The organism is Umezawaea sp. (assembly GCF_036375055.1).
In the GTDB taxonomy this organism is placed as follows: domain Bacteria; phylum Actinomycetota; class Actinomycetes; order Mycobacteriales; family Pseudonocardiaceae; genus Umezawaea.
Genome location: NZ_DASUSQ010000011.1, coordinates 13,138 through 39,240, shown reverse-complemented (window position 1 = coordinate 39,240; position 26,103 = coordinate 13,138). Strand labels below are relative to the sequence as shown.

General features: G+C 73.7%; 28 protein-coding genes. 19 read left to right on the top strand and 9 right to left on the bottom strand.

Annotation, left to right across the window (positions count from 1 at the left end; translation table 11 throughout):
- Positions 1-52: 52 nt before the first annotated feature.
- Complete coding sequence (locus VFZ92_RS03630) at positions 53-484, top strand: DivIVA domain-containing protein (protein ID WP_330874233.1); 432 nt, start codon at positions 53-55, stop codon at positions 482-484.
- Here the strand turns inward: VFZ92_RS03630 and VFZ92_RS03625 are convergent.
- On the bottom strand, positions 439-1,269 hold the full coding sequence (locus VFZ92_RS03625) for a lysozyme (RefSeq protein WP_330874232.1): 831 nt from the start codon (positions 1,267-1,269) through the stop codon (positions 439-441). The genes VFZ92_RS03630 and VFZ92_RS03625 overlap by 46 nt on opposite strands.
- 327 nt (positions 1,270-1,596) lie before the next feature.
- Here VFZ92_RS03625 and VFZ92_RS03620 point away from each other — a divergent pair, with 327 nt between their 5' ends.
- Both VFZ92_RS03620 and VFZ92_RS03615 read left to right on the top strand, forming a co-directional pair.
- Positions 1,597-4,059, top strand: a complete 2,463-nt coding sequence (locus tag VFZ92_RS03620) for a transglycosylase domain-containing protein (protein ID WP_330874231.1) — start codon at positions 1,597-1,599, stop codon at positions 4,057-4,059.
- 292 nt (positions 4,060-4,351) lie between these two features.
- Positions 4,352-4,726, top strand: coding sequence for a hypothetical protein (locus tag VFZ92_RS03615; protein ID WP_330874230.1), 375 nt, complete (start codon positions 4,352-4,354; stop codon positions 4,724-4,726).
- A 49-nt stretch (positions 4,727-4,775) separates the two neighbouring features.
- Here VFZ92_RS03615 and VFZ92_RS03610 read toward each other — a convergent pair whose 3' ends face one another.
- Positions 4,776-5,954, bottom strand: coding sequence for a glycosyltransferase (locus VFZ92_RS03610; RefSeq protein WP_414719800.1), 1,179 nt, complete (start codon positions 5,952-5,954; stop codon positions 4,776-4,778).
- Between the two features lie 339 nt (positions 5,955-6,293).
- Between VFZ92_RS03610 and VFZ92_RS03605 the strand changes: the two genes are divergently transcribed.
- The 6 genes from VFZ92_RS03605 (at position 6,294) to VFZ92_RS03580 (ending at position 10,806) form a co-directional block, all read left to right on the top strand.
- Positions 6,294-6,767 carry an SRPBCC family protein gene (locus tag VFZ92_RS03605; protein WP_330874228.1) on the top strand — a complete coding sequence of 158 codons (474 nt, stop codon included), beginning with the start codon at positions 6,294-6,296 and terminating at the stop codon, positions 6,765-6,767.
- Positions 6,768-6,811: 44 nt separating this feature from the next.
- On the top strand, positions 6,812-7,738 hold the full coding sequence (locus VFZ92_RS03600; RefSeq protein ID WP_330874227.1) for a 1-phosphofructokinase family hexose kinase: 927 nt from the start codon (positions 6,812-6,814) through the stop codon (positions 7,736-7,738).
- Positions 7,735-8,475 (top strand): 5'/3'-nucleotidase SurE, encoded by a 741-nt coding sequence (gene surE, locus VFZ92_RS03595; RefSeq protein ID WP_330874226.1) that lies wholly within the window; start codon positions 7,735-7,737, stop codon positions 8,473-8,475. Before VFZ92_RS03600 ends, surE begins: the two co-directional genes overlap by 4 nt.
- 90 nt (positions 8,476-8,565) lie before the next feature.
- The gene (locus tag VFZ92_RS03590) at positions 8,566-8,895 is read left to right on the top strand and encodes a lycopene cyclase domain-containing protein (RefSeq protein WP_330874225.1); all 330 of its coding nucleotides are present in this window, start codon (positions 8,566-8,568) and stop codon (positions 8,893-8,895) included.
- 10 nt (positions 8,896-8,905) lie between these two features.
- Positions 8,906-9,235 (top strand): lycopene cyclase domain-containing protein, encoded by a 330-nt coding sequence (locus VFZ92_RS03585; RefSeq protein ID WP_330874224.1) that lies wholly within the window; start codon positions 8,906-8,908, stop codon positions 9,233-9,235.
- Positions 9,232-10,806: an FAD-dependent oxidoreductase gene (locus VFZ92_RS03580; RefSeq protein ID WP_330874223.1), complete on the top strand. Its 1,575-nt coding sequence runs from the start codon at positions 9,232-9,234 to the stop codon at positions 10,804-10,806. The genes VFZ92_RS03585 and VFZ92_RS03580 overlap by 4 nt, the downstream gene beginning before the upstream one ends.
- 502 nt (positions 10,807-11,308) lie before the next feature.
- On the opposite strand, the gene VFZ92_RS03575 is transcribed toward VFZ92_RS03580, so the two are convergent.
- Together VFZ92_RS03575 and VFZ92_RS03570 are read right to left on the bottom strand one after the other, a co-directional pair.
- Positions 11,309-12,286 (bottom strand): DUF5914 domain-containing protein, encoded by a 978-nt coding sequence (locus VFZ92_RS03575; RefSeq protein ID WP_330874222.1) that lies wholly within the window; start codon positions 12,284-12,286, stop codon positions 11,309-11,311.
- 17 nt (positions 12,287-12,303) lie between these two features.
- The gene (locus VFZ92_RS03570) at positions 12,304-13,236 is read right to left on the bottom strand and encodes a phytoene/squalene synthase family protein (RefSeq protein ID WP_330874221.1); all 933 of its coding nucleotides are present in this window, start codon (positions 13,234-13,236) and stop codon (positions 12,304-12,306) included.
- A 141-nt stretch (positions 13,237-13,377) separates the two neighbouring features.
- On the opposite strand from VFZ92_RS03570, the gene VFZ92_RS03565 reads away from it, so the two are divergent.
- Both VFZ92_RS03565 and crtI read left to right on the top strand, forming a co-directional pair.
- Positions 13,378-14,499, top strand: a complete 1,122-nt coding sequence (locus tag VFZ92_RS03565; protein WP_330874220.1) for a polyprenyl synthetase family protein — start codon at positions 13,378-13,380, stop codon at positions 14,497-14,499.
- A 9-nt stretch (positions 14,500-14,508) separates the two neighbouring features.
- Positions 14,509-15,981 carry a phytoene desaturase family protein gene (gene crtI, locus VFZ92_RS03560; RefSeq protein WP_330874219.1) on the top strand — a complete coding sequence of 491 codons (1,473 nt, stop codon included), beginning with the start codon at positions 14,509-14,511 and terminating at the stop codon, positions 15,979-15,981.
- A 57-nt stretch (positions 15,982-16,038) separates the two neighbouring features.
- Here the strand turns inward: crtI and VFZ92_RS03555 are convergent, their stop codons facing one another.
- Positions 16,039-16,494, bottom strand: a complete 456-nt coding sequence (locus VFZ92_RS03555) for a DUF4383 domain-containing protein (RefSeq protein ID WP_330874218.1) — start codon at positions 16,492-16,494, stop codon at positions 16,039-16,041.
- A gap of 394 nt (positions 16,495-16,888) precedes the next feature.
- On the opposite strand from VFZ92_RS03555, the gene VFZ92_RS03550 reads away from it, so the two are divergent.
- Positions 16,889-17,098 (top strand): DUF2795 domain-containing protein, encoded by a 210-nt coding sequence (locus tag VFZ92_RS03550; RefSeq protein WP_330874217.1) that lies wholly within the window; start codon positions 16,889-16,891, stop codon positions 17,096-17,098.
- A 54-nt stretch (positions 17,099-17,152) separates the two neighbouring features.
- Here VFZ92_RS03550 and VFZ92_RS03545 read toward each other — a convergent pair whose 3' ends face one another.
- Both VFZ92_RS03545 and VFZ92_RS03540 read right to left on the bottom strand, forming a co-directional pair.
- Entirely contained in the window at positions 17,153-18,814 is a 1,662-nt protein-coding gene (locus tag VFZ92_RS03545; protein WP_330874216.1) for a catalase, read from the bottom strand.
- 29 nt (positions 18,815-18,843) lie between these two features.
- On the bottom strand, positions 18,844-19,296 hold the full coding sequence (locus VFZ92_RS03540; RefSeq protein ID WP_330874215.1) for a Fur family transcriptional regulator: 453 nt from the start codon (positions 19,294-19,296) through the stop codon (positions 18,844-18,846).
- A 76-nt stretch (positions 19,297-19,372) separates the two neighbouring features.
- On the opposite strand from VFZ92_RS03540, the gene VFZ92_RS03535 reads away from it, so the two are divergent.
- From VFZ92_RS03535 to VFZ92_RS03520, 4 genes are all read left to right on the top strand, one after another.
- On the top strand, positions 19,373-19,771 hold the full coding sequence (locus tag VFZ92_RS03535) for an ankyrin repeat domain-containing protein (protein WP_330874214.1): 399 nt from the start codon (positions 19,373-19,375) through the stop codon (positions 19,769-19,771).
- Between the two features lie 464 nt (positions 19,772-20,235).
- A complete protein-coding gene (locus VFZ92_RS03530; RefSeq protein WP_330874213.1) occupies positions 20,236-20,736 on the top strand; it encodes a DUF4383 domain-containing protein in 501 nt (166 codons plus the stop codon).
- Positions 20,733-21,833, top strand: coding sequence for a glutamate--cysteine ligase (locus VFZ92_RS03525; RefSeq protein WP_330874212.1), 1,101 nt, complete (start codon positions 20,733-20,735; stop codon positions 21,831-21,833). Before VFZ92_RS03530 ends, VFZ92_RS03525 begins: the two co-directional genes overlap by 4 nt.
- A 92-nt stretch (positions 21,834-21,925) precedes the next feature.
- Complete coding sequence (locus VFZ92_RS03520; RefSeq protein ID WP_330874211.1) at positions 21,926-22,954, top strand: iron-containing redox enzyme family protein; 1,029 nt, start codon at positions 21,926-21,928, stop codon at positions 22,952-22,954.
- Here the strand turns inward: VFZ92_RS03520 and VFZ92_RS03515 are convergent.
- Both VFZ92_RS03515 and VFZ92_RS03510 read right to left on the bottom strand, forming a co-directional pair.
- Complete coding sequence (locus VFZ92_RS03515) at positions 22,921-23,166, bottom strand: CDGSH iron-sulfur domain-containing protein (protein WP_330874210.1); 246 nt, start codon at positions 23,164-23,166, stop codon at positions 22,921-22,923. The genes VFZ92_RS03520 and VFZ92_RS03515 overlap by 34 nt on opposite strands.
- Positions 23,138-23,800, bottom strand: a complete 663-nt coding sequence (locus VFZ92_RS03510) for a HemK2/MTQ2 family protein methyltransferase (RefSeq protein ID WP_330874209.1) — start codon at positions 23,798-23,800, stop codon at positions 23,138-23,140. The genes VFZ92_RS03515 and VFZ92_RS03510 overlap by 29 nt, the downstream gene beginning before the upstream one ends.
- A 41-nt stretch (positions 23,801-23,841) precedes the next feature.
- On the opposite strand from VFZ92_RS03510, the gene VFZ92_RS03505 reads away from it, so the two are divergent.
- From VFZ92_RS03505 to VFZ92_RS03495, 3 genes are all read left to right on the top strand, one after another.
- Entirely contained in the window at positions 23,842-24,432 is a 591-nt protein-coding gene (locus VFZ92_RS03505; RefSeq protein WP_330874208.1) for a hemerythrin domain-containing protein, read from the top strand.
- 198 nt (positions 24,433-24,630) lie between these two features.
- Positions 24,631-24,837 (top strand): hypothetical protein, encoded by a 207-nt coding sequence (locus tag VFZ92_RS03500; RefSeq protein WP_330874207.1) that lies wholly within the window; start codon positions 24,631-24,633, stop codon positions 24,835-24,837.
- A complete protein-coding gene (locus VFZ92_RS03495; protein WP_330874206.1) occupies positions 24,837-26,087 on the top strand; it encodes a cupin domain-containing protein in 1,251 nt (416 codons plus the stop codon). The genes VFZ92_RS03500 and VFZ92_RS03495 overlap by 1 nt, the downstream gene beginning before the upstream one ends.
- Positions 26,088-26,103: the final 16 nt, after the last annotated feature.

The following is a 26,103-nucleotide window of genomic DNA, read 5'->3' as shown; positions in this document are numbered from 1 at the left end:
CCTCGGGTATCCGTGCCCCCAGGGAAGTGCTTCGACCGTCCGAGGAGTCGCCATGCTCGACGAGATGCTGGACCTGGGTGACCGGCAGTTCGACACGAGGTGGCGCGGCTACGACCGGGACCAGGTCGACGCCGCGCTCGCCGCCGCCGACCGGGACGTCGACCTGGCGCGCTCCGACCGCGACGCGGCGCTGGCCGCGGCGGAGGACGCGACCCGGCAGCTCGTCGCGCTCCGCGCCGAGGCCGTCCGGACCCGGCTCGCGCACACCGGAGGGCTGCTCCGCCTCGCGAGGCTGATCGCGGTCGTCGTCGAGACCGCGCACCGGGAGGGCGCGTCGCGGTCGCCGAAGCACGAGGCCCCGGCCGACGTGCCGGCGCCCCGCCGGTCCGGGACCACCGCGCCCCGCCACGCCCTGCGCGCCGACCGGGTCCATCCACATCAGACGGACGGGGCCCCGGTGCTCAACGAGACCAGCCGGTCGTAGGAGCCGTTGAAGGTGTTCTGGTCCAGCGGGGTCGAGCTGTACTGCCAGATCGTGTGCACCTCCCACGGGTGCGGCAGCGCGCCGACCTCCTCGGAGTACTTGGCCACCCACATCGGGTTGGTGCCGCTCAGGTCGCCGAGCCGCCCGGTGCACTGGTTCCACCAGTTCGTCGACGTGTAGATGACCGGCCTGCGGCCCGTCCGGGCGAGGTAGGTGTCGCTGAAGCTCGTGATCCACTCCACCATCTCCTCCGCGGACAGCTCGTAGCAGGTGCTGCCGTAGGGGTTGTACTCGACGTCGAGCGCGCCGGGCAGCGTGCGCCCGTCCGCCGACCACCCGCCGCCGTTGTCCACGAAGTAGTCGGCCTGCGTGGCGCCGTCGGACCGGTCGGGCAGGGCGAAGTGGTAGGCGCCCCGGATCATGCCCACGTCGTACGAGCCGTTGTACTGCTGCGCGAAGGAGGGGTTGAGGTAGCCGGTGCCCTCGGACGCCTTGACGTAGGAGAACCGCTTGCCCTCCTCCCAGTGCAGCGGCCAGTCGACGTCGCCCTGGTGGCTGCTGACGTCGATGCCCTCCACCACGTCCTGCGAGGACGGCGTCACGGACATCGACGTGTCGCCAGGACCTTCGTGCCGGGCGATCTGCGACCCCGCGTAGTGGTCGGCCGACCCGGCGGGCAGGACGGTCTCCGCGCGGGCGGGAGCGGTCGTGGTGAGCAGTACCGCGGTGATGGCGACGACGCTGACGCGGGACGTCGGCCTCGGTGCGCCGGATCGGATCGACACGTGGCCTCCTTCTCCTGGTGGCGGCTCGCCCCAGCGGCATGGTCCACTGTGGAGGGAGCCGGTGGGGTGCGTGCGTTCGGTGGGGGCTACCCCCGCCCCGACGCCGGGGAAACCCACCGTCGTGCGGTCGACCCTGCCGGGTGACGTGCGAGGCGGTCGTGGGAGCACGCCGTGACCGCGACCGCCGCTGCCGCTCGCCTGCCGGGTGATCGTCCCCGTTCGGGGTGAGCCCACGGGTCCAAACATCCTCGCGGCGTTCGTCCGCCCAAGTGATGAACCCGTTGCCGTACGGGCACTTCCGCCGCCGTTCGGGTCTACCGTGGACAGGTGAGGATCTGGGAGTGCTTGGCGAAGCTGGGTGTGCTGTCCCTGCTCGGTGGTTTCGTGCTGGCGGGGATCATGTTCCCGGCGGTCGGGGCCGTCGGGGTCGTGTCCAACCGCATGAGCGACCAGGTGGACAGCATCTCGACGGTGCTGGTGGAGACGGACCCGCCGCTGATGACCACGATCACCGACAGCGGCGGTGAGCCCATCGCGTACCTCTACGACCAGTACCGCGTGCTGACACCCGCGGCCATGATCTCGTCGGCCATGAAGGACGCGCTGACGTCCGTGGAGGACCGCCGCTTCTACGAGCACCACGGCGTGGACTGGCTGGGCACGCTGCGCGCCGCCGCGACCAACCAGGCCAGCGGCACCGTGTCGCAGGGGGCGTCCACGCTCACCCAGCAGTACGTGAAGAACTACCTCGTGCACGTGGTCGCGCGGAACAACAAGGCCGAGCAGCAGAAGGCCCAGGAGCAGACCATCGCCCGCAAGGCGCGCGAGGCCCGCATCGCGATCCAGCTGGAGAACGAGCTGGACAAGGACGAGATCCTGGCGCGCTACCTCAACGTGGTGCCGTTCGGCTCGACCATCTTCGGCGTCGCAGCCGCGTCGCAGGCCTACTTCGACACGACGCCGGACAAGCTGACCGTGCCGCAGGCCGCCGTCCTGGCGGGGATGGTGAACAGCCCGTCCGCCCTCGACCCCGAGGCCTACCCGGAGAAGGCGTTCAAGCGCCGCAACGACGTGATCGACATGATGGTGGACAACGGCAAGCTCGCGCGCGCCGAGGCCGACGCCTACCAGCGGGAGCCGATCGTCCTGCGGCAGCCCGTGCGGACCCTGCCCAGCGGGTGCGTCGGCGCGGGTCCCGAGTACGGGTTCTACTGCTCGTACGTGGTGAACTACCTGACCGAGTCGGGGTTCAGCCTGGAGCAGCTGAAGACCGGCGGCTACACGATCAGGACGCCGCTCGACCGCACGATCACCCAGCACGCCAAGCTGGCCGCCGAGGAGCAGGTCGCCAAGGACACCCCCGGCATCGCCAACACCATGGCGGTCGTCCGGCCGGGCAAGGACAACCACGAGGTCGTGGCGCTCGTGGCGAACCGCGACTACGGCCTGAAGGTCGACGCGAACCAGACCCAGTTCGACCTGCCCAGCGGCGTGGAGAACAAGTTCGGCGCCGGGTCCGTCTACAAGATCTTCACCGCCGCCGCGGCGATGGAGAAGGGCCTGGGCATCGAGAACACGATCTCCACGCCCAGCCGTCACGTCTCCGCGGTCTTCAAGGGCGGGGCCGCCGGGTGCCCGGCCACGGGGGAGCCGAACACCCGCTGGTACTGCCTGGAGAACAACACCGACCGCTACCCGCAGCAGATGACGTTGCAGACCGCGCTCGCCACGTCGCCGAACACCGGCTTCGTGATCCTGGAGGAGCAGGTCGGCCTGGACAACGTCGTCGACATGGCGTCGCGGCTGGGGATGCGGCGGACCATGGCCACCACGATCGCCGGGTACGAGCCCAACCCCACCGCCGAGCAGAAGGACCTGCGCGTGTCGCAGGCCGAGTTCTACAAGGCGAACGGCAACGCGTCGTTCACCCTCGGCCCCGCTCCCGTCAGCACGCTGGAGCTGGCGAACGTCGCGGCGACGCTGATGAGCGGCGGCACGTGGTGCCCGCCGTCGCCGGTCCGCGAGGTGGTCGACCGCAACGGCGAGCCGGTCGAGGTCACCCGAGCCCCGTGCGAGCAGGTCGTGGCCGAGCCGCTCGCCAACGCGCTCGCGGTCGGGCTCAGCAAGGACGACCAGGGCAGCGGCACGTCCGCGGTGGCCGCGCAGCAGGTCGGGTGGGACAAGCCGATGCTGGGCAAGACGGGCACCACCGAGGACTACAAGTCGGCCGCGTTCGTCGGCGCGACCGCTGACTACGCGGGTGCCGTGCAGACGTTCAACGACGGTCCGGAACCGCGCGGCATCTGCGTGACGGGCACGCCCCGGCTGTGCGCGGAGGGCGACATCTACGGCGGCACCGTGCCCGCGCGGACGTGGTTCTCGACGATGGTGAAGGTGCACGCCGAACTGCCGCCCAAGCCGATGCCGCCCGTCGAGGAGCGCTACGTCAAGGGAGGGCCGGAGATCCGGATCCCCGACGTCGTGGGCAGCGGCTCGGACAACGCCCGCGCCGCGCTGGAGAAGGCCGGGTACCGGTTCGCCGTGCAGACGGTGAACTCCTCGCAGGCCAGGGGGACCGTCGTCGCGCAGTCACCGCGCGGCACCGCCCTCACCGGCACCACCGTGACGCTGTCGATCAGCTCGGGCTACGTGCCGCCCCCGCGCCCGGCCGAGCCGGTCGAGCCGAGCACCACGGCGACCACCGGCTCACCACCCGCGCAGGCGGAGTCGTCGACACCGCCGCCGGAGGTCCAGCAGGAGCAGGCACCGGTGGTCACCCCGACGGGATGAGGGCAGCCGACGTCGTCCGTCCCACATCGCGCTGACGGGGGCGGGCGGCCGGCACGACGCCGAGCAGGACCAACGGGAACCCCGGCACGTTCGTCGTCGTGGGTTCCACGACCCGCGCCGCTGATCTTCACCACGGCGACCACCACCAGCCCGACGGCGACGGGGAGACGGGGAGCACCGGGCCGCGCCACGGCCGGAGCCGGGTGACCCGCCCGCCGACCACCGAGGTCGGCGGGCGGATCGCCGCCGCGATCCGTGGACTGCGGTCACCTGGTGCGGGTACTGATCTGTCATGACCGGTCCACGACACGTCGAGGCGGGCGCCCCACCGCTGCGGCGGAGGTTCAGCAGGATCCAGTTGCTCGCGCTGGTCGCGGGGCTGTGGCAGGTCGCGGCGGGCGCGGCCCACCTGCTGCCCCTGCCCACCGAGGTGCAGGCGTTGCAGGTGTGCACCGGGCTGGTGGGTGTCGCGCTGTGCGGTCGGCACCACCACGCCCGGCTGTACGGGGTGGCCCTCGCGCTCGTCTACGGGCGGCTGCTCCTGGACTTCGCCTCCCCGCTCGTGTTCGACCTGCCGACACCGGAGGGGCTGGCCTACGCCCGCACGGCCGTCTCGGGACTCCTGATCGCGCTGGTGCCCGCGGGCCGGTCGGCACCGCGGAGGTGAAGGGGCGCAACCGTTCCGGGCCGCGTCGGCCGCGACCCGGAACGGCGGACTACCGACCCCTCGCCGAGGTCCCGCGCGCGGGGGAGCGGACGGCGGGCGCCCTGTCGTAGGCGTCCACCACCTCAGCCGCGACGCGGTCCCAGTCGTAGCGGGCGTGCACCCGGTCCGCGCCCGCGATCGAGTACATCTCGCGCCGCGTGCCGTCGGCCAGCAGGCCGCGGAGCACGACCAGGAGTGCGCGCGGGTCCCTCGGCGGCACCAGCACCCCCGTCACGTCGTCGACGACGACGTCCTTGAAGGCACCCACGGCCGACGCGACGACCGGGACGCCGCAGGCCATGGCCTCCAGCGCCGCCGAGCCGGACGGTTCGTACCAGGACGGGCACACCACCACGTCGGCCGACCGCAGCAGGGCGGGCTTCCTCACGTGGTCGACCCGACCGGTGAACGTGACCCGGTCGGCGACCCCGAGCCCGCGGGCGTGCAGCACCAACCGCTCCACCTCCGGGTCGCGCCGGGGATCGGTGTGCCGGATCGGGCCCGCGATCACCAGTTCGGCGCCGGGGAGCCGGGGGAGGACGCTGATCGCGGTCTCGAACCCGCTGTGCGGCGCCACGTCGCCCAGCGCCAGCAGGCGGTGCCGGGCACCGCCGCGCATGGCCGGGCCGTCGGGCTGGAACAGCCGGGTGTCGACGCCGCGGGGCACGAGCGACACCCGTGACCGGTGCACCCCCATCCGGATGAGGTCGAACACCTCCTCGGCGCTGCCCGCGAGCACCCGGTACGCGGCCGCGCCGACCAGCCGCTCGATGGTGGCCCGCCCCGGCGCGGCCGTCTTCCGGAAGCGCTGCTCCACGACGCCGAGGCCGTGGAAGGACTGCACGAGCGGAACGCCGCGGCCGTCGGCGACGGCGAGCCCGGACGTCCAGGAGTGCAGGTGCACGACGTCCGGTCGCCGGTCCCTCCACTCGTCTTCGAGGAACGCCCCGAACTCGTCGAGGTGCCCCAGCAGGTCGGCCTTCGACAGCGGTGCGTGCGGGCCCGCGGGAACCCGCACGACCCGGTACCCGTCCACCTCCGTCGTCCCCTGGCCGGACGGGGACGTCCGCCGCCGGTAGAGGGTCACGTCGTGGCCCTGCCCGCTCAGCGCGCCGGACAGCTCCGCGATGTGCCGGTTCCGGTCGTCGGACTCCGCTTCCCATGCCGTCGCCACCATGGCCACCCGCATCTCAGCGGCCCTCTGCGAAGGCTGGGGACGTGTACGCGTCAGTCATCTGTTCTGCTCCTCGGACAGCCTGCGACGCCCCGTGCCCGACCGCCGTCACCGACCAGGCTGGGCCGGGTCCGGAACGGGGGAGGAGGGGCGATCGCACGGCGCACGACGGCGCGAGGTGTTCCTGCTCGGCACACATCGCCACCACGTACGCCCGGTGGAGTGCGCGCCGGCTGTTTGACGCACAGGGGGATTACCCGTGTGGACTCAGCGTAACCGCCGCCGCGCGAACCGTCGAGCGTTCATGATCAGCCACCTCCGCCGAGGCGCTCGTCCAGCACGACCGCGTGCCGCGTGGGACGTTGGTCCGAACGGCTCAACGAGGTGGAGGAGGTCGCGGTGCCGATCTACGAGAAGACGATCGAGGTCGACGTGCCGGTGTCCGTGGCGTACGGCCAGTGGAACAAGCCGGAGTCGTACTCGCGGTTCATGTCCGGCGTGGAGCACGTGACGGAGCTGGACGCAGACCACACGCACTGGATGACCGGTTTCGGCGGGTTCCAGCGCGAGTTCGACGTGGAGATCGTCGAACGGGTGCCGGACGAGCGGATCGCCTGGCGCGCCACGGCGGGGGCGCACCACACCGGCTCGCTGACGTTCACCGCGCTCGGCGAACGCCGGTCGTGCGTCGACCTGCGCCTGGACTTCGAGCCGGACGGCGCGCTGGAGGTGCTGGGTACGACGGTCGGGGTCGTCGGGGCGCGGCTCCAGAGCTACCTCAAGGGGTTCAAGAGCTACATCGAGCGCCACCACGTCGTGGACGCCTAGACGATCTTGGCGTGAAAAGCGGACAAAGCGGGTAATTGGTCGACATGACCAAGGGACGAGTGGCGGTGTTCGCACCGTCTCCACTGCTGACGGTGACGGTGGAGGACCTGGACGGGACGCCCGACGTCCACGTCCACGCGGGCGGGCAGGGGGTGTGGCAGTCGCGGATGATCGAGTCGCTGGGTGCCGAGGTCGTGCTGTGCTCGGCGCTGGGCGGTGAGACCGGCCAGGTGCTGCGGCACCTGATCGGGGTGGAGCTGCGGGTGCGCGAGGTCGCGGCCCGCAACGGCGCGTACGTGCACGACCGGCGCGACGGCGACCGCGACCAGGTGATCCGGATGCCCGCGGACGTGCTGACGCGGCACGAGCTGGACGACCTGTACGAGATGACCCTGGTCGAGGCGCTCGGCGCGGGGGTGGCGGTGCTCAGCGGGCCCGCCGAGGAGGACGAGCCGGTGCCCAGCTCCGTCTACGAGCGGCTGGCCAAGGACCTGGGCGCGCACGGCTGCCGCGTCGTGGTCGACCTGTCCGGGGATCGGCTGGCCGCGGCGCTCGCGGGCGGCCCGGAGGTGGTGAAGGTGAGCCACGAGGAGCTGGTGTCCGACGGGATGGCCGAGTCCGACTCGCTCCCCGACCTGGTGGCGGGGTGCCGCGAGGTGGCGGCGTTCGGCCCCCGCGTGGTCGTGGTGTCGCGCGCCGCCGAGGCCACCCTGGCGCTGGTCGACGACCGGTTCTACCTCGTGGAGTCGCCCGCGCTGAGCCCGGTGGACACCCGTGGCGGTGGTGACTCGATGACCGCGGGGCTCGCCGCGGGCCTGGCGAACGGGCTGTCCGTGGAGGACGCGATCAAGCTCGGGGCGGCGGCGGGCGCGGTGAACGTGACCCGGCACGGTCTGGGGTCCGGCAGCGGCGACGTGGTGCGCGAGCTGGTCGGCCGGGTCGTGCTCGAACCGTGGGAGGACGCCGCGTGAGGGTCCTGATCACCAACGACGACGGCATCGACTCGCCGGGCCTGCTCGCGCTGGCGCGCGGGGCGGTCGAGCACGGGTGGACCGCGGTGGTCGCCGCGCCCGTCCAGGAGGCCAGCGGCACCAGCGCCGGACTGACCGCGGCGCAGGACGACCGGCGGATCGAGGTCGAGCGGCGCGTGCTGCCGGACCTGCCGGACGTGCCCGCGCACGCGGTCTCCGCCCACCCCGGCCTCATCGCGCTGGTGGCGTGCCAGGGGGCCTTCGGGGACCCTCCGGACATCGTGCTGTCCGGGGTGAACCGCGGCGCGAACGTCGGCCGCGCCGTCCTGCACTCCGGCACCGTCGGCGCGGCGCTGACGGCGTCCATCAACGGCGCGCGCGCCATGGCCGTGTCGCTGGACGTGGGGCTGGACGCCGATGTCGAGCACCACTGGGCCACGGCCGTCGCGGTGGCGTCCGAGCTGTTCGACCGGCTCGCCGCGCTGCCACCGGGCAGCGTGCTCAACCTCAACGTTCCCAACCGCCCCGAGGTCGGTCCGCCGGAGAGGGCGGGCCTCGCCGACTTCGGCGCCGTGCGGAGCAAGCTCCACGACACCGACGACGGGTCGATCAGCCTCGCCGCCGTGTTCGTGGAGGAGGAGTTGCAACCCGGCAGCGACGCCGCCCTGCTGGCCGCGGGCCACCCCACCCTCACGCCGCTGCGCTCGGTGTCCGAGGACCCGGACGTGGAGGTCTGAGGTCGTCGGCCACCAAGCGAACACCCCGGCGCGGCTCTACGGTGGGAGGACAGCACGGGAGGTTCGTCGTTGGACAGTCGTTGGGAATACTTGGCCCTGCTGCTCGCCTGCCTGCTCGTGACCGCGCCGCTGGAGTTCCGCGGTGCCGGGGTGTACCGCCGCCCCGCCCGGCTGGCCCGCGCGGTCCTGCCCGTGGTGGCCGTCTTCACCGCGTGGGACCTCGCGGCCATCGCCAGGCAGCACTGGGACTACAACCCCGAGTTCGTCACGGGGGTGCGGCTGCCGGGGGCGTTGCCGCTGGAGGAGCTGGTGTTCTTCGTCGTGATCCCGATCTGCGCCGTGCTGACCTACGAGGCCGTCACGGCGCTGCACGGTGAGCGGCCCGCGGTGGACCGGAGCGTCGAGGTGGAGCGAACGTGAGAGGACGCCCGTGGGCAGGGAGTACCTGGTAGCGGCGCTGGTCGCCGCGGTCCTGACCGTGCTCGTGGAGTTGGTGGTGCTGCGCACCGGGTTGTTCCGCCGCAAGGCGTACTGGACCAGCATGGGGATCGTGTTCGCCTTCCAGGTGCTGGTGGACGGGTGGCTGACCAAGCTGTACGCGCCGATCGTGCTGTACGCCGACTGGGCCATCAGCGGGGTCCGCGTGCCCTGGGACATCCCGGTCGAGGACTTCCTGTTCGGGTTCGCCATGGTCACCCTCACCCTGCTGCTGTGGGAGCGGGCGCGGGAGACCACTACCCCTGAGGAGCGGGGACGATGATCGGACGTGACCGCAAGGCGGTGCGCGTGCCGGGGCCGGCAGGCCGGTTCGCGTTCGAGCACGACGCGCCGGTGGTCGGTGTCGTCGGCGGCGGCATCGCGGGCCTGGCCGCCGCGACCATCCTCGCCGAGCGCGGGGCGCGGGTCGTGCTGTGGGAGCGCGAGGACTACCTCGGCGGCCGGGTCGGCGGGTGGGCGACGGAACTGGCCGACGGCAGCAGCGCCACGATGACCCGCGGCTTCCACGCGTTCTTCCGGCAGTACTACAACCTGCGGTCGCTGCTGAACAGGGTCGACCCGGCGGGGACCGCGCTGGTCGGGCTGCCGGACTACCCGCTGTGGCACGCGAGCGGGCACCGCGAGGGCTTCGCCGGGCTGCCCCGCGCGGTGCCGTGGAACGCGACCGCGTTCCTCTGGCGCAGCCCCACCTTCGCGTGGAGCGACCTGCCGTCGGTGAACACGCGCGCGGCCCTGCGGCTGCTCGACGTGTCGGTGCCGCGCACGTACGACGAGCTGGACGACATCGACGCGGCGACCTACCTCGGGCACGTGCGGTTCCCGCGCGCGGCGCACGCGCTGGCGTTCGAGGTGTTCTCCCGCAGCTTCTTCGCCCACCCCAGCCGGATGTCGGCCGCGGAGCTGGCGACGATGTTCCACATCTACTTCCTCGGTTCGGCCGAGGGCCTGCTCTTCGACGTGGCGGCCGACCCGTTCCCGCACGCGCTGTGGAACCCGCTCGGCCGCCACCTCGCCGGGTTCGGCGCCTCGGTGCGCACCGGGACCCCGGTGGAGGGCGTGGAACCGGGGCGGCACAAGCGGTTCAGCGTCCGGGTGCCGGGCGAGTCCGTCGAGGTGGACGCGCTCGTGCTCGCCGCTGACGTGGCGGGGCTGCGCCGGATCGTCGCCGACTCGGCGCCGCTGGGCGACGCCGGGTGGCGGAGGTCCATCGCGGCGCTGGAGACCACACCGCCCTTCCTGGTGTCGCGCTACTGGCTGGACCGGCCCGTGCGGGCCGACCGGCCGGGGTTCCTCGGCACCAGCGGGTACGACCTGCTCGACAACGTGTCCGTGCTCAACCACTACGAGCACGAGGCACGGGCCTGGGCGGCGCGCACCGGCGGTTCCGTGGTGGAGCTGCACGGGTACGCGCTGCCCGCCGACGTCGACCAGGGCACGGCCCGCGCGCGGCTGCTGGAGCAGCTGCACGTGGTCTACCCGGAGACCAGGGGCGCGGGGATCGTGGACGAGCGCCACGAGCTGCGGGCGGACTGCCCGCTGTTCCCGCCGGGCGGGTTCGCCGACCGGCCGACCGTGCGCACCCCGGACGACTTCCTGGTGCTGGCGGGTGACCTGGTCCGCGTCGACCTGCCGGTGGCGCTCATGGAGCGCGCGGCGACGACGGGCTTCACCGCGGCCAACGAGCTGCTCAGCCGGTGGGGTGTGGCCGGGACTCCACTGTGGACGGTGCCGACCTCCGGCCGGGGGCCGCTGCTGCGGGCCGCGGCGCGGCGGTGGGGCCGGGACCCGGTGCCCGCTCGGTCGGGCGGACGTGCGGTGGTGCGAGAGGGGTAGCCGCCGGAGCGGTGTCGGCGCGCCGCCTGCGGGGACAGCCGGTGGCGCGCCGAGACGGTGTCGGGCGCCCGCTGGTGGGATGGCGGGGAGGTGTTCGGTGGCCCGTTGGGGCCCGGGTGCCCGCTGGTAGGTCAGCCCAGAGGTGTTCGGTGGCCCGCTGGGGCTCGGGTGCCCGCTGGTGGTTGGCCGGGGGTGGTTCGCTGAAGCCGGCCGTGTCGGTGTGCCGTGGGTGGGGTCAGCGGGAGGTGTTCGGTGGCTCCCCGGGCGGTGTCGGGTGCCTGTGGCTGGGTCAGTCGGAGGTTGGTTCGCTGAAGCCGGCCGTGTCGGTGTGCCGTGGGTGGGGTCAGCGGGAGGTGTCCGGTGGCTCCCCGGACGGTGTCTGGTGCCCGCTGGTGGGTCAGCCGGGGTGGTTGGCCGGGGCCGTGCCGGTCTGCCGTCGGTGGGGTCAGCCCGGACGTGTCCGGTGGCTCGCCGGGGCGGTGCCGGGTGCCCGTGGGCGGGGTCAGCCGGGGAGGTGTCCGGTGGCGCGCAACGCGTAGCGGCGTTCGGCGTAGGCCATGTCGTCGCGCCACAGGCGTTTCGCGGCCCAGCGCATGAGCGGTCGCAGCGCGGGTGCGGTGGAGCGGGCCACGGCGAAGCCGCGGCGGGAGGAGTGGGCGATCGTCGCCTCGACCACGGCGGTGCGCGCGGCGCCGTCCGGACCGGGAGCCAGGGGAGTGGCGTGGGTCTCCACCACGCTGCCCTTCCCCTCACCCTCGACGATGTGCATCACGATCGTGCGCGGCTCGGGGCAGGTGAACGCGGCCACCACCGGCACGCCGACCCGACCGGCCAGCCGGAACACCACCTCGACCAGGAACGTGTCGTCCTCCTCGGTCGGGGTCTCCAGCACGCTCAGGTTCGCGAACGAGTAGGGGTGGAACCACGCGCCGTGCCACGGGTCGAGCCGGTTCGCCACCACGTCCTCCGGCTCGCAGCGGCCGACGACGGTCGCGACCGCCTCGACCGACCCCGAGGGCGGTCGCACGGGCAGCACGGGTTCCGGCAGCGGCTCCTCGCCGCCGACCTCGTCCAGCCGCACCCACGCCAGCACCCCGTCGTCGTGCGCGGGGTACGGGCTCCAGGAGCCGAACCTCCGGCCGTTCAAGGCCAATCCGTGCCACCGGCAGACGACCTCGCCGCGGTGCACGGCCCCCTCGCACAGCGGCGCGCCCAGGTGCGGGCACGCCCCCGGCCCGGCGAGCAGCTCGCCGTCGGCACCGCGCCAGACGACCACCTCGCGGCCGGAGACGGTGCGCCCGAACGGTTTGTCCGCCGTCACCTCGCGGCTGGCCCCGATCACGAACCAGTTGCCCGACGGCCGCGCCAGCGCGCGCTTGAGCGAGGCCTCGATCAGCGCGGGCTTCGCGGCCCGCCACGTCGGCTCCTGCTCCGGCCACGGGCGGCTGTCGAACAGGCGCAGGGGGATGCGAACGGCCATGCAGGGCTCCAGGGGGCTCAGGCGGACCGGGCCAGGACGGACCTGGCCAGTGCGGGCAGGGCTATCGCCAGCCTGCTGCGGCCGGACACGACGACGCGGCCGGACAGCACGTCGTGGTCGGCCTCCTCGATCAGGTCCAGGATCCGGCCGTACAGGCGGAAAGCGGTGCTCACGCAGGGCCTCGACCGCGGTGCCAGCATGGCGATGCCCGGCTCCGCCTCGCGGTACACCGCACGGGTGCGCGCGACCTGGTGGGCCAGCGCGCGCCGGATGCGGGGATCGGTCCTGCCGGTCCGGCGGGCGTGTTCGAGCATCGGCCGGTCCACGTCGAACGCCGCCAGCTCGTCCAGCGGCAGGTAGACCCGGCCCCGGTCCAGGTCCTCGCCCACGTCGCGGAGGAAGTTCGTCAGCTGGAACGCCACGCCCAGCGCCGCGGCGGCCGGTTCGGCCTCCTCGCGCGGCACGCTGGTGCCCAGCACCGGCAGCACCTGGAGGCCGATGACGGCGGCCGACCCGTGCACGTACCGGGCGAGGTCGGCGTAGGTCGGGTACTCCGTCACCGTGAGGTCCATCCGCATGGACGCGGTGAAGTCCGCGAAGTGCTGGTGGTCGATGTCGTAGCGGCGCGCGGTGTCCACCACCGCGGCGATCACCGGGTCGTCGCTGGTGCCCGCCGCCAGCCCGCTGGTCAGCCGGTCCTGCACGGCGGACAGCTCCGCCGCGCGCTCGGCGGGGGAGCGGCCGTCGTGGACCTCGTCCACGATGTCGTCCGCCCACCGCGCGAACCCGTACAGCGCGTGGACGGCGGGCCGCTGCTCGCGCTGGAGCAGCCTGGTGGCGAGGAAGTACGTGCGGCCGTGCTCGGCGTTGAGCCTGCGGCAGCGCTCGTAGGCCAGGCGCAGCCGGGGATCGGTGATCCCGGCGGCGTCGAGTTCCCGGTGGACCGACATGGGGGCGCGAATCCTTCCGAAGACGTCGGGAGCCACCGTATGGCCCGTGGGGCTTCTCCGCACGACGGACGTCGTCGTCGTGCGGATCCGGTGCGGCACTGCTTAGCTCGACGGGCCACCCGTCGATCCCAGGAGGCGATGATGTCGCTGGCCCCCGACGCTCCAGCGGGCCTCCCGCCAGGGGTCCGAGGCGGCGCGCCTGCCGACGTCGGCGCGTTCCGCTCGCTGCACGCCGAGCTGGTGTCGTTCCTCGACGGCAGGCCGAACGCCGACCTCGCGCCGGAGCTGGTCGGAGAGCTGAGCGCGCTCGTCCTGCGCGGCGGGAAGCGGCTGCGGCCCGCGTTCGCGTGGTGGGGCTGGCGGGCCGCGGGCGGCGACGCCGACGGTCCCCGCGCCAGGACGACCGTGCGGGCCCTCGTGGCGCTGGAACTGCTCCAGGGCTGCGCGCTGGTGCACGACGACGTGATGGACCGGTCGACGACCCGGCGGGGCAGCCCCACGGCGCACGTCGTGTTCGCGACCCGCCACCAGCGCGCGCGCTGGGCGGGCGAGAGCCGCCTCTACGGCGACTCCGCCGCGATCCTCGTCGGTGACCTCGCGCTGGCCTGGGCCGACGACGCGCTCGTCACCGCGGGCCTCGACGGTCCCGCCCTCGCACGGGCCTGGGTGCCCTGGCAGGCGATGCGCACGGAGATGATGGCCGGGCAGCACCTCGACCTGCTCGCCGGTGCCCGCCGCGAGGAGTCGCTGGAGCAGGCGCTGCGCGTGGCGCGCTACAAGACGGCCGCCTACACCGTGGAACGGCCCCTGCACCTGGGCGCCGCGCTCGCCGACTCCCCGCCCGACCTCGTCGACGCCCTGCGGGAGTTCGGCCGCGACATCGGGGTGGCGTTCCAGCTCCGGGACGACCTGCTCGGCGTGTTCGGCGACAGCACCGTCACGGGCAAACCGGTCGGCGACGACGTGCGGGAGGGCAAGCGCACACCGCTGATGGCCGTCGCGATCGGACTGGCCCGCGCGTCCGGCCGCGACGACGCCGTGCGGCGGCTCAGGTCGTGCCTGGAGGGCCGGAACCTCACCGACGGGGCGCTGGCCGAGGTCCGCGAACTGCTGCACGACCTGGGCGCGGTGGGCGCCGTGGAGGAGCAGATCGCGGTGCTGACCACGAGCGCCCTGCACGCCCTCGACCAGACCACCATGACCGCGTCCGCCCGAACCACCCTGCGACGGCTGGCCACGCAGGTCACCGCGCGCCGACGGTAGGAGAACCCCTTGGTCCACGTGGTCCGCGGCCGGACCGACTCGGTCGTCGTGGTGGGCGCGGGGTTGGCGGGGCTGTCCGCCGCCCTGCACCTGCGCGGCGACGGTCACGAGGTGACCGTGCTGGAGAAGGCCGAGCGGCCGGGTGGTCTCGCGGGCAGGCTCGACGTGGCCGGGCACCACCTCGACACCGGGCCCACGGTCCTCACGATGCCCGAGCTGCTCGACGAAGCCCTCGGCGCGGTCGGCGAACGCCTCGCCGACCGCCTGGAGCTGCTGCCGCTGCACCCGGCCTACCGCGCGGCGTTCGCCGACGGCAGCTCGCTGGACGTGCACACCGACCAGGCCGCGATGGAGCAGGCCGTCCACGAGTTCGCGGGCGGGGCCGAGGCCGACGGCTACCGGCGGCTGCGCGCGTGGCTCACCCGCCTGCACGAGGTGCAGCGGGACCGGTTCATCGGCGCGAACTTCGACAGCCCCCTCGACCTGGTGGGCCGCGACCTCGTCGCCCTCGCCACCATGGGCGGCTTCGGCAGGCTCGACAGCGCCGTGGGCAGGTACCTCCACGACCCCCGGCTGCGCCGGGTCTTCACGTTCCAGTCGCTCTACGCCGGGGTCGCGCCCCGCGACGCCCTCGCGGCCTACGCCGTCATCGCGTACATGGACACCGTCGCCGGGGTCTGGTTCCCGCGCGGCGGGATGCACGCCGTCCCCAGGGCGCTCGCCGCCGCCGCCGAGGCCGCCGGTGTCAGGTTCGTCCACGGCGCCGAGGTCGTCGGGCTCGAACGCTCCGGCGACCGCGTCACCGCCGTGCGCACCGGCACCGACCGCTTCCCGTGCGACGCCGTGGTCCTGGCCACCGGCCCCGGCCAGAGCGCCCGGCTGCTGCGCGGCCGGCCCCGCCGCCCCGTCGCGCTGCGCTGGTCGCCGTCCGCGGTGGTGGTCCACCTGGGCGCGGACCGCGTCACCGACGAGGTCGCGCACCACACCATCTCCTTCGGCGGCGCGTGGGACCGCACGTTCGACGAGATCATCCACCGGGGGTCGCTGATGAGCGACCCGTCGCTGCTGCTGACGACCCCCTCGCTCACCGACCCCGACCTGGCGCCGCCGGGCAGGCACACGCAGTTCCTGCTCGCGCCCTGCCCCAACCTCGACGCCGCCCCGCTCGACTGGGCCGCCGTCGGCCCGCGCTACGCCGACGAGCTGGTCGGGGAACTGGTGTCCCGCAAGCTGATCGGGTCGACCTCGGACGTCACCCGGCTGGCACTGGCGACCCCGGCCGACTGGGCCGCCGCGGGCCAGGCGGCGGGCACCCCGTTCTCCGCGGCCCACACGTTCGCGCAGACCGGCCCGTTCCGCCCGCGCAACCTGCCGTTCCGCAACGGCAACGTCGTCCTGGCGGGCAGCGGCACCACGCCCGGCGTCGGCATCCCGCCCGTGCTCATCTCCGGGCGGCTGGCCGCGCGACGGCTGCGGTCCTGACGGACCGTCCGTCCACCGCGGACGTCCCGCGGTGGACGGACGGTGCCCCTCACCGGGTCAGCGCGGGGTCGCCGCGACCCGCTTGCCGAGCAGGACGCCGAGCCCGACCATGCCGACGCCCAGGACGAGGTGCAGCCAGTCGTCGGCGGCGTTCAGCGGGACGAAGTTGGCGGCGCTCTCCTTGTCGATGATCAGACCGTAGAGCCAGAGCACCAGGTAGACGGCTCCACCGCCGATCAGGTAGGCCTTGGCGCCGCCCGCCGTGCGGGCGAGGGCGAAGCCCGCCGCGCCGAAGAGCAGGTGCACGATGTTGTGCAGGACCGACACCTTGAAGATGCCGAGGAGCATGGCGTCGGAGTGGTGGCCCGCGAACGTCATGGTGTCGTAGTCGGTGGTGATGCCCGGGATGAACCCGAGGACACCGACCAGCAGGAACACCGCTGCCACCGCCTGTGCGGCAGTGCGCACGGGACTGCGGTCGCGGGTGGTGGGAGTGGGGTTGCGCTGGGCCATGGCCCGTCACCTCGTTCTGCGTCGAAGGTGTTGAACGGCTGACGTCCGGCTACCCGCCGCGAAAGCGGACAAACGACCGAACGGACCTGCGAACCGGTCAGCCCGTCACGAACGGGACCCGCTGGACGCGCTGTGCGCTCACCACCGGCGGCCGGGAATACTCCACGCCCGCCGCGGGTCGGGCTGGTGGCGCTGTCTACGGGACCGCCGAGCGCGAGCGCGCACCGCGGGCTGGTCGCGCCGCACCTGGTCCGGCGGAGGCGCTCCGCCTGTTTGAGAAGCCGCCGCGCGGTGAACTCGGTGTGCGCCCCTCGCTGGCGCTGGACCGCACGGTGGAACCGCGGTCGCGGGTGAGCGGGGTGCGACCGGCAAGCCCGACGACGAGGAGGCAGCGATGCAGGACACGACCACGGTGGACCGGCTGCGCACGGTGCTCGCCGACGTCACCTACCCGGCGGCCAAGGACCACCTGACGGACCACGCCTCGCGCAACAACGGCGACGAGGACACCGTGCACGCGCTGAGGTCCGTTCCGGACGGTGTCTACGGGTCGTTCGACGAGGTGCTGGGAGCGGTCGCGATCGACGAGAGCCGGGACGCGTGAGGGCGCCGTGCGGGGAGGACCACCCTCCCCGCACGGCGACCGCGTCCTCCGCCGCTAGCGGGTCACCTCGACGTGCTCGTTCGGCACGCAGTGCGTCATCTCCCGGCCCGTCACGTCACGCGGGCCGTTCTTGCCGAGGTTGGCCGCGCGGTTCCGCTCCTCCTCGGACAGCACCTGCGTGGCCAGCGGCTCCAGCCCCCGGACGTCGTCCGGGGTGATGCCGAGGCCCTCGCCCACGCGCAGGCCGAGCTCGTCCTCCGCCATCAGCAGGTGCCACACCATGCGCTCCTGGATGGGTCGGTCGCACTGGCCGAGCGCGTCGACCAGGTTGGCCACCAGGTCGTCGCGCTCCCACTGCTCGGACAGCAGGTAGCGCTCGCCCGCCTGCTGGTAGTCGTTGGTGCGCGGGATGCGCGCGCGGGTGAGCCTGCCGCTGATCTCCGGGCCGATCTCGTCGTGGGCGGGGCGCTCCGACTCGCGGAGTCCACCCAGGATGGACGGTTCGTAGTTCACGTGCGGGTTCTGGCCCTCGCCGAGGTCCACGCCGTAGGCCATCTGCCCGTCGCGCTGGTTCGTCGCGACCCTGGTCCTCGGGGCGTTGACCGGCAGTTGCAGGTAGTTCGGACCGACGCGGTAGCGCTGGGTGTCGCTGTAGCTGAACGTGCGGCCCACCAGCATCTTGTCGTCGGAGAAGTCCAGCCCGTCGACCAGGACACCGGTGCCGAACGCGATCTGCTCGTTGTCGGTGAAGAAGTTCTCCGGTGCCCGGTCGAGGACCATGCGGCCGACCTTGCGCAGCGGGAACACCTCCTCCGGCCACACCTTGGTGTCGTCCAACGGGTCGAAGTCGAGTTCGGGGTGGTCGTGGTCGTCCATCAGCTGCACGGACAGCTCCCACTCGGGGTGCTCGCCGCGCTCGATCGCCTCGTACAGGTCGCGGGTGTGCGAGCCGAGGTCGGTCGCCTGGACGTTCGCCGCGTCCTGCGCCGTGTAGGACTTGACGCCCAGCGCGGGCGTCCAGTGGTACTTCACCAGCTTGGTGTCGCCCGCCGCGTTCACCCAGCGGTAGGTGTTCACGCCGAAGCCCTGCTGGGTGCGGTAGCTCGCCGGGATCCCCCTGGGGCTGAACACCAGCGTGACCATGTGCAGCGCTTCCGGCGTCTGGCTGAGGAAGTCGAACGCGCGGTTCGGGTCCTGGCGCTCGAACGTCACCGGGTCGGGCTTCTGCGAGTGGATGAAGTCCGGGAACTTGACGGCGTCGCGGATGAAGAAGACCCCGAGGTTGTTGCCGACGAGGTCCCAGTTGCCGTCCTCGGTGTAGAACTTCACCGCGAAGCCGCGCGGGTCGCGGGCGACCTCGGAGGAGTCGCGGCCACCCGCGACGGTGGAGAACCGCACCGCCACGTCCGTGCGCTTGCCCTTCTCCTGGAACAGCTTCGCCCTGGTGTAGCGGGAGATCGGCTCGTCGCCGACGGTCCCGTAGGCCTCGAAGAAGCCGAACGCCGTCGCACCGCGCGCGTGCACGACGCGCTCCGGGATGCGTTCGCGGTCGAAGTGGCTGATCTTCTCCAGGAACTGGTAGTTCTCCAGGGTCGCGGGTCCGCGGGCGCCGATGGTGCGCGAGTTCTGGTTGTCGTGGACCGCGTGCCCCTGGCGGTTGGTCAGCACCGGCCGATCAGCACCGGACCGGGGTTGTTGCGAGGATGCGGTGGTCATCGTGCGCCTCTCGTGGAGATTCTCGGTGGTCACCGGTGTCGTTCACCGGCCGACTGCGCGCAGTCGGGGCAGGAGCCCCAGAACGTGATCTCCGCCTCGTCGACGACGAAACCGGAGTGCTGCGACGGGGACAGGCACGGTGCGGCACCGATGGCGCAGTCCACGTCGGTCGTCCTGCCGCAATCCCGGCAGACCAGGTGGTGGTGGTTGTCACCGACCCTCGCCTCGTACCGCATCGGGTGCCCCGCCGGTTCGATCCGGCGGATGACGCCCCTGCCGGTCAGCGCGTCCAGGCAGTCGTAGACGGCCTGGACCGACAAACCCCGCCCCAGCAGGGTTCTGGCCCGTTCCGCCACCTGCGCGGCGGTCAGGTGCTCGTGCTCGACCGCAGCTCCGTCGAGCACGAGCAGGATGGCCGTGCGCGGCTTGGTGACGCGCAGGCCCGCTGTGCGCAATCGGGAGTCCGGTGTCCTTTCCGGCATACCCCGATGGAAACGCAAGAACTGGAATCGTGCAACTCAAGCGGCGCCGAATGTCGTTGTCCAGTAAGGTTTCCCCGTGGCAGAAGCACTGACGGACGCCGAACTCGACTTCCTGCGCTCCATCCTCGACCTCGCGCGCGAGGGCGACACCGCCCGGCTGGCCGAGGCCGTGGACGGGGGCGTTCCGGTCAACCTCACCAGCGGCGCGGGGGACTCCCTGCTGATCCTCGCCGCCTACCACGACCACCCCGAGTCGGTCCGGGCGCTGCTCGACCGCGGCGCGGACACCGCGCGGGTGAACGACCGCGGCCAGACCGCGCTCGGCGCCGCGGTGTTCCGCCGGTCCACGGAGAGCGTGACCGCGCTGCTGGCCGCGGGCGCAGACCCGGCCCTCGGCGGTCGGTCGGCGCTCGACATCGCTCGGTTCTTCGACCTGCCGGACATGCTGGAGCTGCTCACCGCCGACCGGGGGTGACGCCCGCGCGTGCCTGAAGCCGGGTGCGCCGCCGTCGCTCGCGGTCGGGATCGTCGGTGACCGGGGGTGACGTCCGCGCGTGCCCGGAGCCGGGTGCTCCAGGGCGTCACCGGCGTTCGGGGTCGTCGGTGACCGGGGGTGACGTCCGCCTGTGCCCGGAGCCGGGTGCGCCGCCGTCACCCGCGGTCGGCGTCGTCGGCGACCGGGTGGTCGGAGGCGCCGACGGTCCCGGTGGGGCCGGCCTCCGAGCGCGTCGACCCGGTGTCGGCGCGGCCCGGCGGCGCGTCGTCGTCGGTGCTCGTGCCCTCCTCCGCGGGCGGGGCGCGGCCCGGCCCGCGTTGCGGCAGGCCTGCTCCGGGTCTCGATCCCGTTCGGTGCGCACGGCGGGCGGCTACCCCGATCGCGTCGGCACAAACAGGTCGCCCGCCGGGTTCCGAGCCGCCGCTCCGGGTTATCCCCGGACCATGGACCAGAACCGCACACCCCACGCGCGCGTGGCGGCGGCCACGCGCGAGCGCCGCCGCCCCGTCCAGTCGTTCGCCCTGTTCGTCGGGGCCGTCTTCCTCCTGGTCGGCGTGCTGGGCTTCGTGCCCGGCGTCACGGCGGACTTCGGCGAGATGACCTTCGCGGGACCCCACTCCGGCGCGCTGCTGTTCGGCGTGTTCGCCGTGTCGGTCCTGCACAACCTGGTGCACCTGCTGTTCGGCGTCCTCGGGCTGCTCGCAGCCAGGACCCGCGGCCCCGCGCGGGCCTACCTGGTGGTCGGCGGAGGCGTCTACCTGCTGCTGTGGGTCTACGGCTCGGCCGTCGGCGAGCACATGGCCGCCAACGTCGTCCCGTTCAACGTCGCCGACAACTGGCTGCACCTCGGGCTCGGCGCCGGCATGGTGCTGCTCGGCGTCGCGGGCACGGCGGCCGAGCGGTCGAGGGGCCAGTACCCCGACCCGGACCGGGTGCCGGAGTGACCGACCGCGGTGGCGTCACGATCGGCGTCGAGGAGGAGTTCCTGCTCGCGGACCGGGTGTCCCGGTGGACCGTGCCGAGGGCACCCGCCGTGCTGGGCCGGGTCCGCCGCGACGGACCGGGCCTGGTGCACGCCGAGCTGCTGAACTCCCAGGTGGAGGCCTCCACGGGGGTCTGCCGCGACCTGGGCGAGCTGCGGGGGCACCTGCTGTCGGGCCGGGAGCGCCTCGGGCTCGCCGCCCGCGAGGAGGACGCCCTGCTCCTCGCGGCGGGGACACCGCCCCTGCCCGGACCCGACGTCCTGATCACCCCCGGAGCCCGCTTCACCGCCGTCGCGGACCGGTACCGCGGCGTGGTCGACGGCTACGAGTCGTGCGGCTGCCACGTGCACGTGGGGGTGCCCGACCGCGACACCGCGGTCGCCGTGATCGGGCACCTGCGGCCGTGGCTGCCGACGCTGCTGGCGCTGTCGGTGAACTCCCCGTTCGGCGGCGGGCGCGACACCGGGTACGGGAGCTGGCGGATGGTCCGCCAGGCGGCGTTCCCCGGCTCCGGCCTGCCGCCGCGGTTCGCGTCGGCCGCCGACCACGACGCCGAGGTCGCGCGGCTGGTCGACTGCGGGGTGCTGGTCGACCCGCGCATGAGCTTCTGGCTCGCCCGCCCGTCGCCCGCGTTCCCCACGGTCGAGGTGCGCGCGGCCGACACCGCGCCGACGGTCGGCGCGGCCGTGCTCCAGGCCGGGCTGACCCGTGCGCTGGTGCGCACCGCGCTGGCCGACCTGGACCGCGGCGTGGAGGGCCCCGAGATCGATCCCCAGGTCGCGGCGTCCGCCGTGTGGTCGGCGGCGCGGTACGGGACGACCGGGCCGGGCGTCGACGTGCTGGAGGCCCGTGCCGTGCCCGCCGAGGACCTGGTGTCGGCGCTGCTGGACCACGTCGCGGAGGCGATGGAGGACACCGGTGACGACGTGCCGCTGCGGAGGCTGGTGAAGGAGGTCCTCGCCGACGGCACCGGGGCCGAGCGGCAGCGGGCCGCGGCCGTCCACGGGCTGCCCGCCGCGGTCGACCTCGTGGCCGGGCGCACGGCGTCACCCGCATGACCCCGACGTGGCGGGGCGCACGGCGTCGCCCGCATGACCCGGACCGGACCGGGTACCCGGCGGGCCGTTGACCCGCACAACCCGGAGGCACCGTGGGCGAGACCGTCGTGATCAGCTCGGGCCAGGCCGTCCTGCCCGAGCCCAGAGGACCGCTGTCGGACGCGGTCGTGTCCGCGCTGCGGGGTGAGCCGTCCGACCGGCCGTTCCCGCTGGAGCGGGCCCGCGCCGCCGACCCGCTCGGCGACGACGCCCAGCTCGCGCTGCACGTCTGCTACGAGCTGCACTACCGCGGCTTCGACGCGGTGCCGCCGGGGTGGGAGTGGGACCCGGAGCTGCTGCGGCTGCGATCGGTGCTGGAGAGCGGCTTCGAGCGCGAGCTGAGGGCCGGTGTCGAGGGCGGTGACGACCTCGCGGGGGTGCTGGACGCGCTGCTGGTGGAGCCGGTGGACGGCGCGGGCGTGAGCCACCACCTGCGGGACGCGGGTGAGTGGTGGCAGCTTCGCGAGTACCTGGTCCACCGGTCGATCTACCACCTCAAGGAGGCCGACCCGCACGCCTGGGTGATCCCGCGGTTGCAGGGCAGGGCCAAGGCGGCGCTCGTGGCCGTGGAGTTCGACGAGTTCGGCGGCGGGCGGGCGGAGGACATGCACTCCAGGCTGTTCGCCGACCTCCTGGAGGCCGCGGACCTGTCATCCGGCTACCTGCACTACCTCGACCGGGTGACGGCCCACGTGCCCGCCGCGGTGAACCTGATGTCGATGTTCGGTCTGCACCGGAGGCTGCGCGGCGCGCTCGTGGGCCACTTCGCCGCGGCCGAGATCACCACCGCCCCCAGCGCGCAGCGGATGGCGAAGGCGCTGGAGCGGCTGGGGGCGGGGGAGGCCTGCACCCGGTTCTTCACCGAGCACGTCGAGGCGGACGCCGTGCACGAGCAGGTCATGCGCCGCGACGTCATCGGCGACCTGCTGGAGCGCGAGCCCGAGCTGACCGCCGACGTCGTCTTCGGGGTCCAGGCCACCGAACTGCTCGAACAGCGGCTCGCCGACCACCTGCTCGGGGCGTGGTCGGCGGGCCGGAGTTCGCTGCGTCAGCCGTTGCCGGACTCGTCCGGACCGCTCTGAGCGGTCCGGACGCGCCGCCGGTGGCTGGTGTCGCAGAACGGGTAGCGCTTGCTGCGGCGGCAGGCGCACACCGCCACGACGAACCGGTCGGAGACGACGGCGGTGCCGTCGTCCCCGACCAGCTCCACGGGCCCGTCCACCAGGACGGGCCCACCGGGCACGACGACGACCCTGCGGGGTCGGTCAGGACGGGCGTGCGCTTCGGTCGGCACGGATCACCACCAGTTCCTCGGTCCGCTGTCCGGGTTCGACGAGTCCACTGTCCTCCAGCCAGGCCGCGCGGCCGCGCAGGACCGGTCCGAAGGGAACGGTCCGCCGCTCGACCACCGACGCCTTCAGACCGCCGCCCCTGAGCTGGTCCAGCGTGGTGGCCGTCCCGCACAGCCCGGAGTGCACGACCAGCGCCGTCCCGCCCTCGGCGAGCAGCAGCGGCAGCACCGCGCACAACCGGTCCAGCACCGCCCGCCCCCGAGGCCCGGCGTCCCACGCCCGGTCCCGGCCGCGCGGTTCGGCGGGATCGCCGCACGGCACGTAGGGCGGGTTCGCCAGCACGAGGTCGAACGGCCGCCCGCCGACCAGGTCGGCGAAGTCGCCGTGCTGCGCGCGCACCGGGACCCGGTGCAGCCGCGCGTTGAGCGCGGTCGCCACGACGGCGCGCCGGGACACGTCGGTCGCGACCACGCTCGCCGCACCGGCGCGGGCCGCCGCGATGGCCAGCGCGCCCGTGCCCGCGCAGATGTCCAGGGCTCTCCCGCCCGCCGGAACGGCCGCCTTCGCCAATGCCCCGGCCAGGAGCCGGGTGTCGTCCTGGGGCCGGTACACGCCCGGCGGTCGCAATAGCCACATAGGACGGTTGTTGCCCCTCGGACGTCCGGCAAACCGGGTGCATGACTCGGCGTGGAACGGGCATCCCGTCGGTCATGACGACCGCGCGCGAAGACGAAGACGTCCTCACCCTGCTCATCCGGCAGCACGAGGAGATCCGAGCCCTGTTCGAGCGGGTGGAGACCACGACCGGGAAGGACCGCACGACCGCGTTCCGCGAACTGGTCCGGCTCCTGTCCGTGCACGAGACCGCGGAGGAGGAGCTGGTGCACCCCGCCGCCCGCCGCTCCGAGGGCGGTGACGCCGTGGTGGACGCCAGGGTCGCGGAGGAGCGCCGCGCCAAGGAGCTGCTCGTGACGCTGGACCGCATCGGCCCCGACGCCGAGGGCTTCGACACGCTGCTGGTGCAGCTGCGCGAGGACGTGCTCGCGCACGCGGGCCACGAGGAGCGGGAGGAGTTCCCCCGGCTGCGCTCCCAGTACGACGACGAGCAGCTCAAGGCCCTCGGCGGGGCGTTGCGCGCGGCGCAGCTGATCGCCCCCACCCGCCCGCACCCCGGTGTCGAGTCGCCCGTGGCGAACCTGCTGCTGGGACCGCCCACGGCCGTCGTGGACAAGGTCCGCGACCTCATCCGGGGCGCGCTGGGCCGTTAGGGCCGGGGTTCCCGCGCTGCGCGCAGGTGGTCCGCCGCGACGCCTGCCCAGGGGTGGGCGGGATCGAGCCGGTGGGGTCCTCCACCGGCGAGGAGGAGCCGCTCGCGGCCGGGTGCGGACGCCACCAACGGATGACGTGCGGTTTGACACCGCCCGGAACGGGCATCCGGGACCACCTTCGATCCACAGGAGACAGTCATGGGACTCACCGACGACGACATCACCAGCGGCACGGGCGGCCCCGAGGGTCCCGCCGACGGCGGAGCGGACGCGGTGCCGAACGAGCAGGACGGCGGCGCTGACGGGGGTGCCGACCCCGAGGGCCCGGCCGACGGCGGCGCCGAAGGGGTGCCCGCCGAGCAGGACGGCGGTGCCGACGGCGGTGCCGGCAGCGGTCGGGCCTGATGGCGGTTCCACCTGAGCGCAGCGCCTCCCGGTCCGCGGACCGGGAGGCGCTGCGCCGCTGCGTGGGCGTCGACCCGGACCGGTTCGCCGACGAGCACTGGGGCCGCCGCCCGCTGCTGACCCCCTCGGCCGACCTGCCCCGGCCGTTCGACGACCTGTTCGACCTGGAGCGGGCCGACGAACTGCTGTCCCGGCGCGGCCTGCGCACCCCGTTCCTGCGGGTGGCGCGCGACGGGGCCGTGCTCGGGTCGTCCCAGTTCACCCGAGGCGGAGGGGTGGGCGCGGAGATCGCAGACCAGGTCGCGGACGACCGGGTCGCCTCCCTGTTCGCCGAGGGCTGCACGCTGGTGTTCCAGGGGCTGCACCGGCTGTGGCCCCCGCTGGTCGACTTCGCGACCGACCTCGGCGCGGACCTCGGCCACCCGGTCCAGGTGAACGCCTACCTCACCCCGCCGCAGTCGCAGGGGTTCTCCGCGCACTACGACGTGCACGACGTGTTCGTGCTCCAGGTCGCGGGGCGCAAGCGGTGGCGCGTGCACGAGCCGGTGCACCAGGACCCGCTGCGCGACCAGCCGTGGGCCGACCACGCCGACGCCGTCGCCGAGCGCGCGGCGCGGGAACCGCTGCTCGACGAGGTCCTCGCCCCCGGTGACGCCCTCTACCTGCCCCGCGGCTACCTCCACTCGGCCGTGGCGCAGGGCGAGATCAGCGCGCACCTCACGGTCGGCGTGCACGTCCTGACGCGGTACGCGCTCGTGGAGGCGCTGCTGGCGCTGGCGGGCCGGGACACCGACCTGCGCGCGTCGCTGCCGCTCGGGATCGACGTCGCCGACCCGGACCAGCTCGCGCCGCACCTCACCGCCGTGGTCGGCCTGCTCGGGGACGTGCTCGCCGACGCCGACCCCCGCGACGTGGCCGAGCGGGTGCGGCGACGCGTGTGGTCCGGGAACGCGCCACGACCGCTGGCCCCGCTCGCGCAGGCCACGGCCGCGCGGAACGCCGACGCGGGCGACGCCGTGCGCTGGCGTCCGGGCCTGCGGTTCCGGCTGCGCACCGACGGCGACCGCGTGGTGCTGGACCTGCCGCACGACCGGATGACCCTGCCCGCGGGCACGGCCGCCGCGCTCGACCTGCTCGCGGCGGGCGGTGTCGTCGTGCTGGGGACCCTGCCCGGCCTGCCCGTCGAGGACCAGCGGGTGCTCGTGCGCAGGCTGCTCAAGGACGGCGTGCTGGTGCCCGCCCAGCCGTGAACGACCGCGCGACCCG